This is a genomic window from Paraburkholderia sediminicola, from assembly GCF_046030555.1.
GTDB classification, from domain to species: Bacteria; Pseudomonadota; Gammaproteobacteria; order Burkholderiales; family Burkholderiaceae; genus Paraburkholderia; species Paraburkholderia sediminicola_E.
Window position 1 is genome coordinate 88612 of the sequence record NZ_JAQQCH010000025.1, and the last position, 17853, is coordinate 106464.

The following is a 17853-nucleotide window of genomic DNA, read 5'->3' on the forward strand; positions in this document are numbered from 1 at the left end:
CCTGGCAGTTAGCCGAAGTTGTTCCAGACCGATGGTTTCCGCCGGCGCTCCTCGAGCGCCGGTTTTCATTTCGACGCCTAACTTTTCGCGCCGCAAGCGGGTGGCGGAGCACATGCTGCGTGCGCGAAAGCGCCGCTGGACGCCGCCGGAAAGCCTGTTTCAAACCGTCGTGCGTGTGAATCGAAGTGCGTTTCCATCGCCCGAATTACCCACCTTTAACGGTCTTTATCCATCGATCGTCACTCGACGGGTTTCGCAATAATGATCTCAATGGGAAGCGGTATGTTGCCGGTCCGTTAGTCCGTAAGTCCGTCTACCTCATCGGGGGTCCAGCTTGAACATTCGTAAATTTGTCGGCGCTACCAGTCGCGATGCTCTGCGTCTCGTGCGCGAAGCCTTGGGCCCGGATGCCGTCGTTTTGTCCAATCGCACGATGGACGACGGTCGCGTCGAAATCGTCGCATTGGCCAATAGCGACCTCGCCGCCATTACGCCGAAGGCGCCGCGCAGCAGCGCAGGCGCACCGCTGGCCGCGCCGATGAATGCGATGGCAGGACAACAGTCCGCGCTCGCCGCACCGCGCGCCAATCCGGCGATGCAAGCGAATCCGTATGCGAGCGGCATGCCCGATGTGTTCTCTTCGGTGTTCGGCGCCAGCCCGGAAGCGGGTGCCGAGAACGGGACGTCGTCCACCGCCAGCGCCGCTTCAAGCCCTGCTGCGAATTTCGCCGCAAGCGATGCCCTGCTTGCCGCCGCGAAGCCTGCCATTCCCGCCGCATTGAAGGCCGCGCTGCCGAACACCCCCAAGGCGGTGCCGGCCGCACCCGCTGCAGCGTCGCTGTCGCAACCGATCAGCATCGAACAACCGAGCGCCCGCGCCGCGGCGACGCGTCTGGCCGAAGACATCCGCGCCGATATGCTCAAAGCCGCCGGCGTGCCGGCCGCACTTGCAGCAGAAGTGCCCCGCACGATGGCCGAATCAAATCCCTGGCTGATCGATCACGCCCGCCGCATCGCAGCCGAACAGCAGCCGCAGGATGTGTACAGCGCACGCGCCGCAGCGATGACGCCAGCTGCCGCAATGGCCAAAGGCCTCGGCGCCGCCGTACAACCCGCCGCAGCGCAACCCACCGCCCAACCGGCCTCGCGCGCCTCGCAACAGGCTGCGGCCCAACCGGTCATGCAGCAAGTTGGCGATAAGCCCGAATGGGCCCGTGAAGCTGCGCAGATCGCCGCGCGCCGCGCCGCGCAGAAAGTTGCGCAATCATTGCCCGCCGGCGACGACGCCCGCACGCCCAATTCAATCGCCGAAGCGATCAAGGCGCGCATGGAGCAGGTCGTCAACGACACCGTGATGAGCGAACTGTCGTCGATGCGCGGGATGATGGAAGAACACTTCGCCGGCTTGATGTGGGGCGATCGCCAGCGTCGCACCCCGGCGCGCGCCGCGCTCACCAAGCACCTGTTCGCCGCGGGTTTCTCCGCGCAGCTCGTGCAGATGATGGTCGACAACCTGCCCGACGACGTCGAAAACATGGACGGCGGCATGGAATGGGTGCGTTCGGTGCTCGAATCGAACCTGCCGGTGATGGAAGACGAAGACGCGCTGATGGAGCGCGGCGGCGTGTTCGCGCTGATGGGCCCGACGGGCGTCGGCAAGACCACGACCACCGCCAAGCTCGCCGCGCGCTGCGTGATGCGCTTCGGCGCCAGCAAGGTGGCGCTCCTCACCACCGACAGCTACCGGATCGGCGGTCACGAACAACTGCGCATCTTCGGCAAGATTCTCGGCGTGTCGGTTCACGCTGTGAAAGACGGCGCCGATCTGCAACTCGCGCTCTCCGAGTTGCGCAACAAGCACATTGTGCTGATCGACACGATCGGCATGAGCCAGCGCGATCGTCTGGTCTCCGACCAGATCGCAATGCTGTGCCGCGCCGGTCAGCCGGTACAGCGTCTGCTCCTGCTCAACGCAACGAGCCACGGCGACACCTTGAACGAAGTCGTGCAGGCCTATCAGCGCGCACCCGACCAGCAACCGCTCGCCGGCTGCATCCTGACCAAGCTCGACGAAGCCACCAATCTGGGCGGCGTGCTCGATACGGTGATCCGTTACAAGCTGCCGGTGCACTACGTGTCGACCGGTCAGAAGGTGCCGGAGAACCTGTACGTCGCGACAAAGAAATTCCTGATCAAGAGCGCGTTCTGCATTCCGCGCGACAACTCCCCGTTCGTGCCGCACGACGACGACATTCCGGCGTTGCTGTCCGCGCTGTCCGCGCGTTCGACGGCCGAACTGCACGAGGTCCGCTTTGGATAAGTTCATGTCCGATCAGGCAGAAGGACTGCGGCGGCTGTTGGCGAGAAGCGGCTCGCGCGTGCTTGCCGTGACGGGCGGCTCGGCTGGCGTCGGCTGTACGACGACCGTGGTGAATCTCGCCGCGGCGCTCGCGCAGCAGGGCAAAGACGTGCTGGTGATCGACGAGTGCCTTGGCGAGAAATCGGTGAGTGCGATGCTCGGCGGCATGCGTAGCACGGGCAATTTTGCGGCGGTGATGCGCGGCCAGATGACGCTCGACGAGGCCGCCGCGCGGCACCCGCTCGGTTTCTCCGTGCTGGGCGCCTCGCGCCATAACCGCGAAGGCCATGCGGTCGCGCAGTTCGGCGTGGTGTTGCGCGGCTCGGCCGACATCGTGCTGATCGATGCGCAACTCGACCAGCACGGCCACCTTTCGCCCCTCGCGGTGCAGGCGCACGACGTGATGATCGTCACGCGGGTGGCCGCGCAAGCGATCACTGACGCGTACGCGTGCATGAAGCGTTTGCACTACGCACACGCCACCGGGCAGTTTCGCGTGCTGGTGAACCATGTACAGAGCGTGGACGATGCGCATACCGCCTTTGTGAACCTGGCCGGCGTGGCCGGACGCTACCTGACGGTGGCGCTGGAAGACGCCGGTTGCATTGCCGCCGATGCGCGGATGGCGCGAGCCCTGGAGTTGTCGCGGTGTGTCGTCGATGCTTTCCCATCGACACCGGCTGCGCGCGACTTCCGGCACCTCGCCGCCGAATTGCAGTACTGGCCGATGCGGCCAGCGATGTCGTCGCAAACGCCCTGGATGGCGCCTGCGACAGTTACAGCGGCGCAACACGCCGACCAACCGTCCGCGCAGCACGCCTAAGCGGCGGCACAAGGACAAGGGGAGCACGATGTATAACGCTCAGGGAAAGATTTCCCAAGCCGAAGTTCTGACGAAGTACGCACCGCTGGTGCGTCGCCTCGGCTTGCAGCTCGTAGCCAAGATGCCGGCGAGTGTCGATCTTGACGACCTGATCCAGGCCGGCATGATCGGACTGCTGGACGCGGCGAGCCGCTACAAGGAAGACCAGGGCGCGCAGTTCGAGACCTATGCCAGCCAGCGGATTCGCGGCGCCATGCTTGACGAGTTGCGCAGCAACGACTGGTTGCCGCGCAGCTTGCGGCGCACTTCGCGCGAAGTCGAATCTGCCGTACACAAGGTTGAACAGAATCTGGGCCGCTCGGCGAGTGAAACGGAGATCGCCGAGCATCTGCAAATGCCGCTCGACGAGTATCAGTCGATGCTCCAGGACCTGCACGGCAGCCAGCTGATCTATTACGAAGACTTCGACCGTTCCGCGGACGACGAACCGTTTCTCGACCGTTACTGCGTTGATCATTCCGATCCGCTGTCGGCGCTGCTGGACGACAGCCTGCGCTCGGCGCTGATCGAGGCGATCGACCGCCTGCCGGAGCGCGAGAAGCTGCTGATGTCGCTGTACTACGAACGCGGCATGAACCTGCGCGAAATCGGCGCGGTAATGGAAGTCAGCGAATCGCGGGTGTGCCAGTTGCACAGCCAGGCCGTGGCGCGCCTGCGCACGCGCCTGCGCGAGATGGCCTGGGCAAACGCCGAGGCGACGTGAGTTTGACGGATTGATGTTTGACCGGCGGTGCGTGCAACGTCCGCCTTCTCTTACGCGTCCGCCATCTCATGCTCCGCGGCCCGCGCGAGAAATGCCGAGCGTGACATGCCGCGCGCCTGGGCATAAGCGTCGATATCGTGAACCAGGCGCCCTCTGCGGGAGGGGAAAAACAAAAAGGGCTCGTCGACGACGAGCCCTTTTTGTTCAAAGCAATCTATTCAATTGCGTCAGCGCGTGAAACGCACGGCGCGAGCCGAATCTTCAAGCTGCCGGATGTGCCGGAATCCGCCCATCCGGTCCATAGAAACCGGTCTTCTGCGGCACGGCCACCTGCAGCGCCGTCAGCGCGCGCTGGTTGTAGTCCATTCGCACGCGGATCAGTTCACCGTTGCTCGTATTGAAGTGCCGCGCACGGTCGGCTGCTTTTTGCAGCAGCGCCCATTGCTCGGCGACCCGCGTATCCGCGCTGGCCGCGAGTTCCATGCCGGGCCAGCCGGGCGGCAAGCCCATTTCGGCGAGCAGCGTATCGCGGCTGGTCTCGAGCGTGGCGAGCACGCCGATCAGTTCGGTTTTCTTCTCGACGATCGGCGGCAGCAGTTCAAGCGGCGACAAGGCAGTCAGTGCCTTGGTTTCGAGCGCCAGAATCGAGGCGAATGCCTCGACGGCCGAATATTCTTCGATGAGGGTGGCAAGCAGGGCGTCTTTCATCTCAACAACTCGCTGAACACGACGGCTCGCGCATGATTCGCGAGCCGGGTTTGTCGAATGCCGCCCGGCAATTCACCGTACTTCGATGCGTCGATTAGTTGCCGGTCGACGAGGTTTTGCTTTGCAACAGTTCGCGCGCGGTATTCAGCACGCCGTCGGCGATCTTGCTCGAGTCCATCTGCAGCGAGCCGTCCTTGATGGCTGCCTTGATCGACTCGACGTGCGCCGTGTCGATATCGGCCGAGCCGGACGCCGCGAGACTGCGCAGATGCTGCGACAGACCCGACAGGCTGACGCTGGCGTCGCCCGAACCGCTGGTGGTGGTCGGCGAGCTTGTGCCCGCACTCTGCGCGTTGCTGTTCGCAGTCGCCGCGTCGCTTTGCTGCGAGCGGGACAAGGCGTCTTTCAACGTCGGCAGATTCGAATTGGTTGTGGAATCGACTTTCACGATTGGCTTCCTGAACGATTTGATCCTGATAACGGCAACTTGTGATCAAAACTTTAGCGCAATCGCTCCAGGTTTTGCCTTGTCTTTCAAGCCGATCCGGCCCCACGACGGGTTCGAGGTCCGCTGCACGGGCCGCGCCAGTCGTCGCGGCTGATTTCGCGCCGGCGCACCGGCGGCCGGAGGTGCTGCCGCGCGGCGTCACAACTGAATCTCCACCGTCGAACCATCCTTGACGATGCCGGAGATGATCTGGCCGTTGGCCGTCTTGACCCGTACCTGCTGCCCCGGCGACGCGTTGTTCATCGCGCTGCCTTCGGCCGAAATCGCGAAACCTGTGCCGGCCGCGACGACCCGCACCGTTTGTCCAATCGACACCGCCAGCGCGCTTTTCAGCATGTCGCGTCGCAGCGGCATGCCGCCGGCGACGCGCACGAGCGACACCGAACCGACCGCCTGCGACGGGTCCGTGACGATAGCCTGCGGCAGACCGGTCAGGTCGCCGTCGCGCGCGACGAGGTCGGCGGCCGTGAACACTTCGCCTGGCGCCATCGCGCGCGCAGCCAGATAGTAGGTGGCGCGCAGCGAAATGCGCGCTTGCAGATAAATGGTCCACGGCCGTTCCCCGGCGCAGCGCACGCCGACGGTCATGCGGCCCCATAGGCGCGCGCCGCTGGGCATGAAAGGTTCGAGCGTCGTGCAAGCGGCCAGGCCGCGTGGAAACGCTGGCGCGACGGTGATTTCAACCTTGCCGGGCAAGCCCGCCGACTGCTGCTGCAAGAAGGCGAGCGCGGCACTGCGAATCGCCTCGGCGTCTTGCTGGCCAGCCAGCGGGACGGGTTGCGCCACCGCGGCGGGCCGCAGATTCTGTTGCGCGACTGCCGGCGCCACCTGGCGCACCGATGGCGTGCGGGCGATCGTCGCGGGTGGTGTGGGCATCGGGGCGGGGGTTGGCGCCGGCTTCGATGCGACTGCCGTGGTCACGACGGGTTTGTCATTCGCATTCAACTGAGGCGGCTCGCCACGCGAGGCAAGACTGTCGAAGCCACCGGCCGCAGGCGCATTGCTGATTGCGCTTTCGACACCCTTGCTGGGCGGATTGGCGGCCACTGGCAGCACGCCGGCGCCTTGCCGCCCCGCGTTCAGCGCCGGCGTCACCACAACCGGCACGACCTGACGCGAGCCCGGCATCACATTGACGCGTGTAATCACCCCGGTGGGCGGCTCGGCTGCTGCCACGTTGCCGTTCCCCGGCGCGGGAATCGTCACGACCCCGTTCGCGTCGGGCCTGAAACTGGTGCGGATCATCTGCGGCGCGGCAGGCGGCTCGCCTGCGCCCGGAATGACGATCGAACCGCTCGCATTGGCGACACGCGTGAATTGATCGGCGTCACGCGCGACCGGCCCCGGTGTTAGCGACTGCGCGGTAGCAGCGGCGAGCGTCGCGGCGGAGCCTGTGCGTTTGGCGGGTGTTGCCTCCATCTGCGCGGCGAGATCGGCGAGGGCGGCCGGATTCTTTTCACCCGGGCCAGGAATCACGATCGGGCCACCGGCGTCCTGGGCCTGCTGAGCCTGGGTAGCGGCCGGTAGCACGATGCCGCCGGCGACCCATACCACCAGGTTCACTACGAGGCGAGTCAGGAGGCGCGATGACCCGCGCGATGCGCGCCGGACCACGCCCGCACCGACGCGATGCGCCGCCACGCTGCTTGCGCGGTGCGTCAGATCGAAGGTGGGCTGGTCCATCGGGTTTCTCCATCGAATGCATCGGTACGCCTTGCATTCTAGTGAGCGCCCCCATAGGGCAAACGTTGAATAGAAGCCCCCTTTCCCGGTTATTCGTCCGATTGCTACTTGCGTTCGGCCCATAAGATGCACTTCATGCAAAAAGGTCTTCCCGGCCGACGCAGGTCTCATGCGAGGCAAGCACGGGAAAACCTCGGGAACGTACTCCGGAGATTTCTATGCTGGACAAACTCGATGCCGAATTCGCCTTTGGCCGCCAGGCGCTCGATGTGCGCGCTTACCGGCAGGAACTGCTGTCGTCGAATATCGCCAACGCCGATACCCCCGGGTACAAGGCGCGCGACGTCGACTTCGCTTCGTCGCTGGCCGGCGCGCTGAAGAAGACTGACGGCGGGTCGGGTACGGGCGCTTCGAACAACTCGACGCTCGCCATGACGCAACCCGCCGGGGTGACGAGCGGCATGTCGATGGTGTCGACCGCGCCGGGCCACATGTCCGGCAACGCGACGCTGACGCCGACCGGCGGCACGCCGGACGACTACGGCAATCTGCAATACCGCATTCCGACGCAACCGGCGCTCGACGGCAATACGGTCGACATCGATACGGAGCGGGTGCAGTTCGCGGACAACACGTTGCACTTCGAATCGGGCATGACGGTGCTGTCGAGCCAGATCAAGACGATGCTGGCGGCGATCACGTCGGGCTCGTAAATAACAGGCACCCCAAAAAGACACAGCAGTACGCAGGAACAATCGCTACGGGAATTAACTTGAAGCCGGGTCGAACCGTGCAACTGCGTTGCATGGGACCGGAGTAAGAGCTAAAGCGCTAACTCCGGTCGACAGCGTTGCATGGGACCGGAGTAAGAGCTAAAGCGCTAACTCCGGTCGACATAGGAGAGGGAAGGAAACATGCCATCTTTGATGAACATTTTTGGTGTTGCTGGCTCCGCGATGTCAGCGCAGTCGCAGCGGCTCAACGTGACGGCGTCGAATCTCGCCAACGCGGACAGCACGACCGGTCCGGACGGTCAGCCGTACAAGGCCAAGCAGGTCGTGTTCGCGGTCAGCCCGATCGGCGGCGCGCGCTCGGGTTCCGGCCAGCAGATCGGCGGCGTGCAGGTCACCGGCGTGGTCGACGACCCGACGCCGATGAAGACCGCCTACGACCCCGGCAACCCGGCGGCCAATTCGGATGGCTATGTCACGCTGCCTAACGTCGACCCGGTGCAGGAAATGGTCAACATGATCTCGGCCTCGCGCTCTTACCAGGCCAACGTCGAGACCCTGAACACCGCCAAAACACTGATGCTGAAAACGCTCACGATCGGAACCTGAGGAGAGCTCCTTGACCACCAACACCACCATCGGCAGCAGCGGCACGACCGTGTCGCAAACGCTGCTCGATACGATGAACGGCACGAGCAGCGCCTCGAGCGCGAGCAGTTCTACCAGCTCGACCGGCAGCACCTCGGGCACTTCGGCGACCGATCTGCAGAACACCTTCCTGCAACTGCTCGTCGCGCAGTTGAAGAACCAGGATCCGACCAATCCGATGGACAGCTCGCAGATGACGTCGCAGCTGGCGCAGATCAACACGGTGTCGGGCATCAGCCAGCTGAACACGACGTTGAGCTCGCTCGCTACGCAGATGTCGGCAGGCCAGCAGTCGCAAGCCGCGCTGCTGATCGGCTCGACCGTGCTCGCGCCGGGCAGCTCGGTGACGGTCGCAAGCGGCAAGGCCAGCTCGTTCGGCGTGCAGCTCGCCAACTCGGTGGGCGATCTGCAGGTGGTCGTGAAGAACTCGGCGGGCACGATCGTCAACACGATCGACCTCGGCAAGCAGTCGGCCGGCACGATTCCGGTGGGCTGGACGCCGACCGACACGGCCGGCAACACGCTGCCCGACGGCACCTACACGATCAGCGCGGTCGGCACGATCAACGGCACACCGGCTACGGCCACGACGCTCGCGGGCGCGACGGTGCAAAGCGTCGTCATGCAGAGCAACGGTACGCCGGGCCTCGTGCTGTCGAACGGTTCGACCGTGGGGTTGACCAGCGTCGCCGCCATCCTCTGATTCAGATTCAGTCAGTTACGACTTTCCAGATACGGAGACCGTCATGGGTTACCAACAAGGTTTGAGTGGTTTGTCAGCGTCGTCGAGCGACCTCGACGTGATCGGCAACAACATCGCCAACGCGAATACGGTTGGCTTCAAGAGCGGCGCGGCACAATTCGCCGACATGTACGCCAATTCGGTGGCGACCGCGGTGGGCAACCAGGTCGGTATCGGCACCAAGCTCTCCGAAGTGCAGCAGCAGTTCTCGCAAGGCACGATCACCAGCACCAACCAGGCGCTCGATGTCGCGATCAACGGCAACGGCTTCTTCCAGATGTCGAACAACGGCTCGCTGGTCTACTCGCGCAACGGTGTGTTCCAGCTCGACAAGAACGGCAACATCACCAACTCGCAAGGCCTGCAACTGATGGGCTACGCCGCGAACAGCGCGGGCGTCATCAATACCGCGCAGACCGTGCCGCTCAGCGTGCCGACCGCGAATATCGCGCCGCAAGCGACCACCAAGATCGTCGCCGGCCTGAACCTGAACGCGCAAGACCCGCTGATGCTCGGCACGCCGGCTGTGACGCCGGCCCTCGGCACGGGCAGCACGCTCACCACCACCGGCGCGACGATCACGAACACCGCGTCGGGCACGAACAACGACAACTACTCGGTCAAGTTCGACACTACGACCACCCCGCCTACCTACACGGTGACGGATTCCACGCTCAACACGACCACCGCCGCCGCCAGTTATACGGCCGGCACGGCGATCCAGCTCGGCAACGGCCAGACCATCTCGTTCAGTGGCACGCCGGTCAACGGCGACACCGTCGCGATTGCGCCGACGCCGGTCGCGTTCAACCAGAACAGCTCGTCGACGTACAACTACTCGACCAGCACGACGGTCTACGATTCGCTCGGCGGCTCGCAGACGGTCAACATGTACTTTGCCAAGACGTCGGCTGGTACGTGGAACGTGTATGCGGGTACGTCGACTGGCACAGCGAGCCTGGTCGGCCACGCGAATTTCAATTCGTCGGGCACGCTGCTCGGCACGACCAACGCGAACGGCACGGCGACCACCACGCCGTTCGTGTTCAACTTCGGCATTCCAACCACGGATGGTTCGTCGACGCCGCAAAGCCTGACGCTGAACATTGCCGGTACGACGCAGTACGGCGGCAAGGACGGCGTGAACTCGCTGCAGCCCGACGGCTACGCAGCCGGCACGCTGACGAGCTTCACGATCGGCGCCGACGGCACGCTGACCGGCAACTACTCGAACCAGCAAACCGCGGCGCTCGGCCAGATCGTGCTCGCGAACTTCTCGAACCAGAACGGTCTCGTGAACCTCGGCAACAACGAGTTCCAGCAGACCGCCCAATCGGGTGTCGCGCAGATTTCGGTGCCGGGTGCGACCAACCACGGCGTACTGCAAGGTGGCGCGGTGGAAAACTCGAACGTCGATCTGACGAGCGAGCTGGTGAACCTGATCACCGCGCAACGCAACTATCAGGCGAACGCGCAGACGATCAAGACGCAGCAGACCGTCGACCAGACGCTGATCAACCTGTAAGCGACCGGGACTTTCCATCATGGATCGGCTGATCTACACCGCGATGTCGGGCAGCACGCAAGCGCTCGAACAGCAGGCTATCGTTGCCAACAACCTGGCGAACGCGTCGACCACCGGCTTTCGCGCGCAGCTGGCGACGTTCCGCGCCGTGCCGATGGCGTTCGGCGACGGCAGCTCGATCAACGACAACACCACGCGGACCTTCGTGCTGTCGTCGACGCCGGGCGCCGACTACACGCCGGGGCCGATCCAGCAGACGGGCAACCCGCTCGACGTGGCGATTCAGGGTCCGGGCTGGCTGGCGGTGCAAACCGCCGACGGCAACGAGGCTTATACGCGTGCCGGCAATCTGCATGTCGACGAGAACGGTCAACTGGTGAACGCCACCAATCAGGTGGTGCTCGGCAACGGCGGCCCGGTATCGGTGCCGCCGGGTGCGGAAATCACGATCGGCAAGGACGGCACGGTGTCCGCGCTGACACCGGGCGATCCGCCGACCGCGGTGGTGACGGTCGATCAGCTGAAGCTGGTGAATCCGGATCCGCAAACCATGACGCGCGGCGACGATGGTCTCTTTCGCACCGCCGACGGCAACGACGCCGACGCCGATCCCACCGTCACGCTGGCGCCGGCTTCGCTCGAAGGCAGCAACGTGAATCCGGTCAGCGCGATGGTCGCGATGATCACCAACGCGCGCCAGTTCCAGATGCAGACCAAGCTGCTGGAAAACGCCGACAAGAACGACCAGTCCGCCAACCAGCTGCTCAGCTTTAGCTAACGGATGGGACCGGACTAAGCGCTAAAGCGCTAACTCCGGTCGACATAGGAGAAGAAACATGAATCGCTCACTTTACATCGCCGCTACCGGCATGAATGCGCAACAGGCGCAGATGGACGTGATTTCGAACAACCTCGCGAACGTCAGCACCAACGGCTTCAAGGGCTCACGCGCGGTGTTCGAGGATCTGCTGTATCAGACCGTCCGTCAGCCGGGCGCGAACTCGACGCAAAACACCGAATTGCCGTCCGGCATCCAGCTTGGCACCGGTGTGCAACAGGTCGCGACCGAACGTCTGTACACGCAGGGCAACCTGCAGCAGACCGGTAACTCGAAAGACGTCGCCATCAACGGTCAGGGCTTTTTCCAGGTGCAGATGCCTGACGGCACAACCGCCTATACGCGTGACGGTTCGTTCCAGACCAACGCTCAGGGCCAGCTCGTGACGTCGAGCGGCTATCAGGTGATTCCGGCGATCACGATTCCGAACAACGCAACCTCGCTGACCATCGGCAGCGACGGCGTGGTGTCGATCACCGTCGCCGGCCAGGCCAACAGCCAGCAGCTCGGCTCGATGCAGGTCGCCACCTTCATCAACCCGGCCGGTCTGGATGCGAAGGGTGAAAACCTGTTCTCCGAAACCTCTTCGTCGGGTGCGCCGAACATCGCGCAACCGGGCCTGAATGGCGCCGGCACGCTGAGTCAGGGCTACGTGGAAGCATCGAACGTGAACGTGGTGCAGGAACTGGTGAACATGATCCAGACGCAGCGCGCTTACGAAATCAACAGCAAGGCCGTGACAACCTCGGACCAGATGCTGCAGACCCTCAGCCAGATGCAGGTTTAAGGCTTAGGGACTGGGAATTAAGAGGGCCCCCCAACCTGTCGCTTCGCGCCAGTCCCCCCGAGGGGGCGCGAAAACTTGGGGCGGCCCGGCGTTTTCTAAGGCGGTAATCAAGATGTCGCAATTCACTCGTAATCCGATTCATTCGCGCACCGCTCAGGCACTCGTGCAGCTCACGCTGCTCGCGACGCTGGGTGGCTGCGGCCTCGTGCCGAAGCAGCCGATCACGCAGCAACCGATGACGGCGCTGCCGCCGCCGCCGCCGCAGGCGCAATCGCCAGGCTCGATCTACAACCCGGGTTACGCGGGCCGGCCGCTGTTCGAAGATCAGCGACCGCGCAATGTCGGCGACATTCTGACGATCGTGATTCAGGAAAACGTCAACGCGACGAAGTCATCGGGCGCCAACGCGAATCGTTCGGGCAACACCAACTTCAACGTGCCGACCGCGGGCTTTCTCGGTGGGCTGTTCGGCAAGACAAACCTGAGCGCGACCGGCGCGAACGTGTTCAACGGCACCGGCGGCGCCAATGCGTCGAACACATTTAACGGCACGATCACCGTGACGGTGACCGGCGTACTGCCGAACGGCAACCTGACCGTGAGCGGCGAGAAGCAGATGCTGATCAATCAGGGCAACGAATTCGTACGTTTTTCCGGGGTCGTGAATCCGAACACGATTTCGAGTCTTAACGCCGTGTACTCGACTCAGGTGGCCGACGCGAAAATCGAATACTCCGCGAAGGGCTATCTCGACGAAGCCGAGAATATGGGCTGGCTGCAGCGGTTCTTCCTCAACGTGTCGCCGTGGTGATCATGCGTACCGTCATCTCCCACCTTCGCCACGTCGTGCAACTCGGCCGCTTTGGTCGCTTTGGCCAGATCGGTCGGGCATTGGCCGTCGTCGCGCTGGCTTGCGCGGCACTGCCGGCAGCCACGCCGGCCTATGCCGAACGTCTCAAGGACCTCGTGCAGATCCAGGGCGTGCGCGATAACCCGCTGATCGGCTACGGCCTCGTCGTCGGTCTCGACGGCACGGGCGACCAGACCACGCAGACGCCGTTCACCACGCAGACGCTCGCCAACATGTTGGCGAACCTCGGCATCTCGATCAACAACCAGGCGGCGGGTTCGAGCAACTCGCAGTCGTCGCTGTCGAACATCCAGTTGAAGAACGTCGCGGCGGTGATGGTGACGGCGGTGCTGCCGCCGTTCGCGCGTCCAGGCGAAGCGATCGACGTGACGGTGTCCTCGCTCGGTAACGCGAAAAGCCTGCGCGGCGGCACGCTGCTGCTCACGCCGCTCAAGGGCGCCGACGGCCAGGTCTATGCGCTCGGCCAGGGCAACCTCGCGGTCGGCGGTGCCGGCGCGAGCGCGAACGGCAGCAAGGTCCAGGTGAATACGCTGGCCGCGGGCCGCATCGCCGGCGGCGCGATCGTCGAACGCGCGGTGCCCACCTCGGTGTCGCAAGCGGGCACGATGCAGCTCGACCTGAACGATATGGACTACGACACCACGCAGCGTGTGGTGTCAGCGGTGAACAACGCCTTCGGCAGCGGCACGGCCATGGCGCTCGACGGTCGCACGATTCAACTGCGCGCACCGTCCGATCCGGAGCAGCAGGTCGCCTTCATGGCGCAATTGCAGAACCTTGACGTCAAGCCGGCGCAGGCCGCCGCGAAGGTGATCCTGAACGCGCGCACCGGCTCGATCGTGATGAACCAGATGGTCACGCTGCAAAGCTGCGCGGTGGCGCACGGCAATCTCTCGGTGGTGATCAATACGCAGCCGGTGGTGAGTCAGCCGGGCGCATTCTCGAACGGCCAGACGGTGGTGGCCAAGCAGTCGCAGATTCAGATGAAGCAGGACAACGGCGCACTGAAGCTGGTGACCGCCGGCGCAAACCTCGCCGAAGTGGTGAAGGCGCTCAACGCACTGGGTGCGACGCCCGCGGATCTGATGTCGATCCTGCAGGCCATGAAAGCGGCGGGCGCTTTGCGCGCCGACCTGGAAATCATCTAAGGAAGACGCAAGATGAATTCGGATACGACCAATTCCGCTAACGCGGCGAACGACCTGACCCAGCGCTTCGCGCTCGACGTGCAGGGCTTCGGCAAATTGAGTGCGCAAGCCAAGGCTTCGCCGCAAGCCGGCATGAAGATGGCCGCGCAGCAGTTCGACGCGGTCTTCACCCAGATGATGCTGAAGAGCATGCGCGATGCGACGCCACAGGACGGTCCGTTCGATTCGCACGACAGCGCTACCTTCACGTCGATGATGGATCAGCAGTTGTCGCAACAGTTGTCGCAGAAGGGCATCGGCGTGGCTGACGCCATGCTCAAGCAGATGATGCGCAATCAGGGCCTTCAGGCGGGCGGCGCGAATGGCGCAAGCGGCGGCCTGAGCGGCATGTCCGGTGCGCTGGGCGGCGGCGGTGGCGGCGACGAAGGCCAGAGCGCGGCGCTGAACGCGCTCGCGAAGGCCTACGGTAATGCGCAGGCCAACGGTCAACTGGCAATGGGCAAGGGCTACTCGGCCAACAGCTCGCTGACGCCGCCGATCAAGGGCGACGGTACCTCGCCGAAGGTCGACGCTTTCGTCGACAAGCTCGCCCAGCCGGCGCAAGCCGCCAGTGCGGCAACCGGCATTCCGGCGCGCTTCATCATCGGCCAGGCCGCGCTTGAATCGGGCTGGGGCAAGAGCGAAATCAAAAAGGCCGACGGTTCGCCGAGCCACAACGTCTTCGGCATCAAGGCGACCAAGGACTGGACCGGCAAGACCGTGTCCACGGTCACGACCGAGTATGTGAACGGCAAGCCGCAGCGCACTGTCGAAAAATTCCGTGCGTACGACTCGTACCAGGACGCGATGACCGACTACGCGAGCCTGCTCAAGGGCAACCCGCGCTATGCGCAGGTAATCAATTCCGCGCATGACGTGAATGGTTTTGCCAACGGCATGCAGCGTGCGGGTTATGCAACCGATCCGCATTACGCGAAAAAGCTGATGTCCATTATGCAGAAAATGGGCTGAGCTGCCGTTAATGCAGATGTGCGGTCGTAGTCGATCGTGCAATTGACCAGTTTGCGGTTTGATTTTCTCGAATAAAGAAGCATGCACGCGACGGGGCCAGGTGCATAACAAGACGGACGAGGCCGGCCGCCTACGGGCAGCCGGTCCACCCGCATAACCAGTGTGATTGCCGTCCGCATTCGATGAGCCCGGATTCCGCCGGCGGTATATTGGCGTTTTAACGTTTGCGGCAAATATTTCATTACATGCCCCTAAATTTTGGCTGAATGCTGCCGCTAATCAGTTAGACCCGATACCGGAAAGCGTTGTAATGTCCGGTTGAATGCGCGTGCTGCGGCTTCGATGAAGACCGCGCGAAAGCCCCGGCAGGAGCCCTGGCACGCGCCCGCAAGAACATGCATACCGGCAAGCCTATGGATACTACCCAGTCGCACGGCCAGACCGAAGCACCCGGCCAGTCGCACGCCACGCTAGACGAAAGCACACCTGATTTCGGCCGTCGCAATCCGCTGGAGATCGGCGTTCAGTTACGCAATCTCGTTAATCGAGGCGATTTCCTCACCGTCGAATATGCGGGCGGTCAGCTTGTCACGCGCCTGCTCGATGTCGACGTGCGTGCGCGCACCTTCACGTTCGATTGGGGCGCGCTTTCGGAGCAGAACAAAGGTTTGCTGGGCGCACCCCGCTGTCAGTTCCATGCGTCGCCGGACGGCGTGCGCGCCGAGTTCGCGACCGGCACACCGCGCGAAACCCGCTACGAAGGACTACCCGCATTCGAGGCCGATTTTCCCGAGGTGCTGTTCTACGTGCAGCGCCGCGAGTATTTCCGCGTCGATGCGCCGATTCTCGATCCCTATATGTGCATCGGCCGTTTGCCTGAAGGCGATGCGTTCCGCTTCGAAGTGCACGATCTGTCGCTCGGCGGTGTCGGCATGCGCACCACGGATGAACGCGTGGCCGAATTGCCGATGGGCACGCGGCTGCAGGATTGCGAACTGTCGCTCGGCGCATTTGGCCGGCTTTCGCTCGATCTGCAACTGGTGTCGCACCGCTCCACCGCATTGCCGAACGGGACGCAGCGCTATCAACTCGGCTTCCGTTTTCTGACGCTGCCGGGCAGCGCCGAAAACACGCTGCAACGTCTGATTACGCAACTGGAAATGAAGCGCCGCTCGCTGGTGCGGTGACGAAATGCCGCATGAGCGGCACCTGAGCATGGCTCACCTGCAGCGCGGTTTTTGAGTGACTGCGCATGAGGCAGAAAGCCCGGCAGCATAAGCCTCGCAAACGTTGAAACAAACGTCGAACAAGCATCGGAATGGCCCTCAATTTTTTCTCGTGAGAGCCGTTAAACAGGATGTTCAAGTAACGCGGTGGCATGTGGTCGGTGTCGCCCTTCAGGATGACGCATGTCGAGCAACCTCATCAATCTCGGACTCAGTGGACTGAACGCAGCCCAGTGGGGACTCACGACGACCGGCCAGAACATCAGCAACGCGTCGACGCCGGGCTATACGATCGAAACGCCGGTCTATGCGGAAAGCGGTGGGCAGTACACGGGTTCCGGCTATTTGCCGCAGGGCGTTTCGACCGTCACCGTGACGCGCCAGTACAGCCAGTATCTGACCACTGAGCTGAACAACGCGCAGAGCTCGGGCAGTTCGCTGTCGACGTACAACACCCTGATTACGCAGCTGAACAATCTGATCGGCAGTCCGACTGCCGGCATTTCGAGCGCGATCACCAGCTATTTCACCGGTTTGCAGAATGTCTCGAACAACGCCTCCAGTCTGGCCACCCGCCAGACCGCGATGAGTGGCGCGCAGACGCTCGTGAACCAGATCAATGCCGCGGGTCAGCAATACGACGCTCTGCGCCAGAGCGTCAACACGCAGCTCACCAGCACCGTTTCGCAGATCAACAGCTACACGCAGCAGATCGCCCAGTTGAATGGCCAGATCTCCGCGGCCAGCACGCAAGGTCAGCCGCCGAACCAGTTGATGGATCAGCGCGATCTCGCGGTGTCGAACCTGTCGCAACTGATCGGTGTGAACGTCGTGAACAGCAACGGCAGCTACAGCGTGTTCATGGCCAACGGTCAACCGCTCGTCTCGGCCGGCAACAGCTACAACCTCGGCACGGCGCCTGCGACGGGCGACACGAGCGAACTGTCGGTGCAGTATCTCGGCCAGGCCGGCGCGAACCCGGCCGCCACGCCGCAAAATCTGCCCGACAGCAAAGTCACGGGCGGTGCGCTCGGCGGTCTCCTCGCGTTTCGCAGCCAGACGCTCGATCCGGGCGAAGCACAGCTCGGCGCGATCGCGGTGAGCTTCGCTTCGCAGGTCAATGCGCAGAACAGTCTCGGCGTCACGCTCTCCGGCGCCCAGGGTGGCGCGCTGTTCTCGGTGGGCAGCCCGACTGTCTACGCGAATACGCAGAACACCGGCAATGCGTCGCTGAACGTCTCGTTTGCGAATGCCGCGCAGCCGACCACCGGCGATTACACGCTGGCCTATAACGGCACCACTTACACGCTGACCGACAATTCGAGCGGCAGCGTAGTGGGCTCGGCGACTAATCTGAGCCAGCCGATCAACGGCCTGAATTTCTCGACCACCGGCACGATGAACGCAGGTGATTCGTTCACGGTAGAACCGACCCGCGGCGCGCTGAACAGCTTTAACACCGCGACCACGGACCCGTCGGCG

Annotated in this window: 17 protein-coding genes and 1 pseudogene; 14 read left to right on the top strand and 4 right to left on the bottom strand. The window is 63.6% G+C overall.

Going from position 1 to position 17853, the window contains the following annotated elements:
* The first annotated feature begins 334 nt into the window (after positions 1–334).
* The 3 genes from flhF to PQQ52_RS28410 are packed head-to-tail and all read left to right on the top strand — an operon-like array spanning position 335 to position 3945.
* A complete protein-coding gene (gene flhF, locus PQQ52_RS28400; RefSeq protein WP_408218859.1) occupies positions 335–2320 on the top strand; it encodes a flagellar biosynthesis GTPase FlhF in 1986 nt (661 codons plus the stop codon).
* Positions 2313–3182 carry a MinD/ParA family ATP-binding protein gene (locus PQQ52_RS28405; protein WP_408218862.1) on the top strand — a complete coding sequence of 290 codons (870 nt, stop codon included), beginning with the start codon at positions 2313–2315 and terminating at the stop codon, positions 3180–3182. The genes flhF and PQQ52_RS28405 overlap by 8 nt, the downstream gene beginning before the upstream one ends.
* 28 nt (positions 3183–3210) lie before the next feature.
* On the top strand, positions 3211–3945 hold the full coding sequence (locus PQQ52_RS28410; protein WP_325044099.1) for an RNA polymerase sigma factor FliA: 735 nt from the start codon (positions 3211–3213) through the stop codon (positions 3943–3945).
* A gap of 50 nt (positions 3946–3995) precedes the next feature.
* On the opposite strand, the pseudogene PQQ52_RS34630 reads toward PQQ52_RS28410, so the two are convergent.
* The 4 genes and pseudogenes from PQQ52_RS34630 to flgA all read right to left on the bottom strand — a co-directional run.
* A pseudogene (locus tag PQQ52_RS34630) lies at positions 3996–4091 on the bottom strand (type II toxin-antitoxin system HicB family antitoxin); the annotation flags it as partial.
* A 115-nt stretch (positions 4092–4206) separates the two neighbouring features.
* Positions 4207–4653 carry a flagella synthesis protein FlgN gene (locus PQQ52_RS28415; protein ID WP_408218865.1) on the bottom strand — a complete coding sequence of 149 codons (447 nt, stop codon included), beginning with the start codon at positions 4651–4653 and terminating at the stop codon, positions 4207–4209.
* Positions 4654–4747: 94 nt separating this feature from the next.
* Positions 4748–5101, bottom strand: coding sequence for a flagellar biosynthesis anti-sigma factor FlgM (gene flgM, locus PQQ52_RS28420; RefSeq protein ID WP_408218868.1), 354 nt, complete (start codon positions 5099–5101; stop codon positions 4748–4750).
* Positions 5102–5299: 198 nt separating this feature from the next.
* Positions 5300–6844, bottom strand: a complete 1545-nt coding sequence (gene flgA, locus PQQ52_RS28425) for a flagellar basal body P-ring formation chaperone FlgA (RefSeq protein ID WP_408218871.1) — start codon at positions 6842–6844, stop codon at positions 5300–5302.
* A gap of 218 nt (positions 6845–7062) precedes the next feature.
* On the opposite strand from flgA, the gene flgB reads away from it, so the two are divergent.
* From flgB to flgK, 11 genes are all read left to right on the top strand, one after another.
* The gene (gene flgB, locus PQQ52_RS28430; protein WP_408218874.1) at positions 7063–7557 is read left to right on the top strand and encodes a flagellar basal body rod protein FlgB; all 495 of its coding nucleotides are present in this window, start codon (positions 7063–7065) and stop codon (positions 7555–7557) included.
* A 201-nt stretch (positions 7558–7758) separates the two neighbouring features.
* Positions 7759–8184, top strand: coding sequence for a flagellar basal body rod protein FlgC (flgC, locus tag PQQ52_RS28435; protein ID WP_408218876.1), 426 nt, complete (start codon positions 7759–7761; stop codon positions 8182–8184).
* Between the two features lie 10 nt (positions 8185–8194).
* Entirely contained in the window at positions 8195–8926 is a 732-nt protein-coding gene (locus PQQ52_RS28440; protein WP_408218878.1) for a flagellar hook assembly protein FlgD, read from the top strand.
* A gap of 43 nt (positions 8927–8969) precedes the next feature.
* Positions 8970–10490 (top strand): flagellar hook protein FlgE, encoded by a 1521-nt coding sequence (locus tag PQQ52_RS28445; protein WP_408218881.1) that lies wholly within the window; start codon positions 8970–8972, stop codon positions 10488–10490.
* 19 nt (positions 10491–10509) lie between these two features.
* On the top strand, positions 10510–11268 hold the full coding sequence (gene flgF, locus PQQ52_RS28450; protein WP_408218884.1) for a flagellar basal-body rod protein FlgF: 759 nt from the start codon (positions 10510–10512) through the stop codon (positions 11266–11268).
* Between the two features lie 58 nt (positions 11269–11326).
* Positions 11327–12115: a flagellar basal-body rod protein FlgG gene (gene flgG, locus PQQ52_RS28455; protein WP_408218887.1), complete on the top strand. Its 789-nt coding sequence runs from the start codon at positions 11327–11329 to the stop codon at positions 12113–12115.
* Between the two features lie 112 nt (positions 12116–12227).
* A complete protein-coding gene (gene flgH / locus PQQ52_RS28460) occupies positions 12228–12926 on the top strand; it encodes a flagellar basal body L-ring protein FlgH (RefSeq protein WP_408218889.1) in 699 nt (232 codons plus the stop codon).
* A gap of 2 nt (positions 12927–12928) precedes the next feature.
* Positions 12929–14134: a flagellar basal body P-ring protein FlgI gene (locus PQQ52_RS28465; RefSeq protein ID WP_408218892.1), complete on the top strand. Its 1206-nt coding sequence runs from the start codon at positions 12929–12931 to the stop codon at positions 14132–14134.
* Between the two features lie 12 nt (positions 14135–14146).
* Positions 14147–15145: a flagellar assembly peptidoglycan hydrolase FlgJ gene (flgJ, locus tag PQQ52_RS28470; RefSeq protein WP_408218895.1), complete on the top strand. Its 999-nt coding sequence runs from the start codon at positions 14147–14149 to the stop codon at positions 15143–15145.
* Positions 15146–15558: 413 nt separating this feature from the next.
* Positions 15559–16332 carry a flagellar brake protein gene (locus PQQ52_RS28475; RefSeq protein ID WP_408218897.1) on the top strand — a complete coding sequence of 258 codons (774 nt, stop codon included), beginning with the start codon at positions 15559–15561 and terminating at the stop codon, positions 16330–16332.
* A gap of 222 nt (positions 16333–16554) precedes the next feature.
* Positions 16555–17853: flagellar hook-associated protein FlgK (gene flgK, locus PQQ52_RS28480; protein ID WP_408218900.1), on the top strand; the 1299-nt coding region annotated here is incomplete at its 3' end.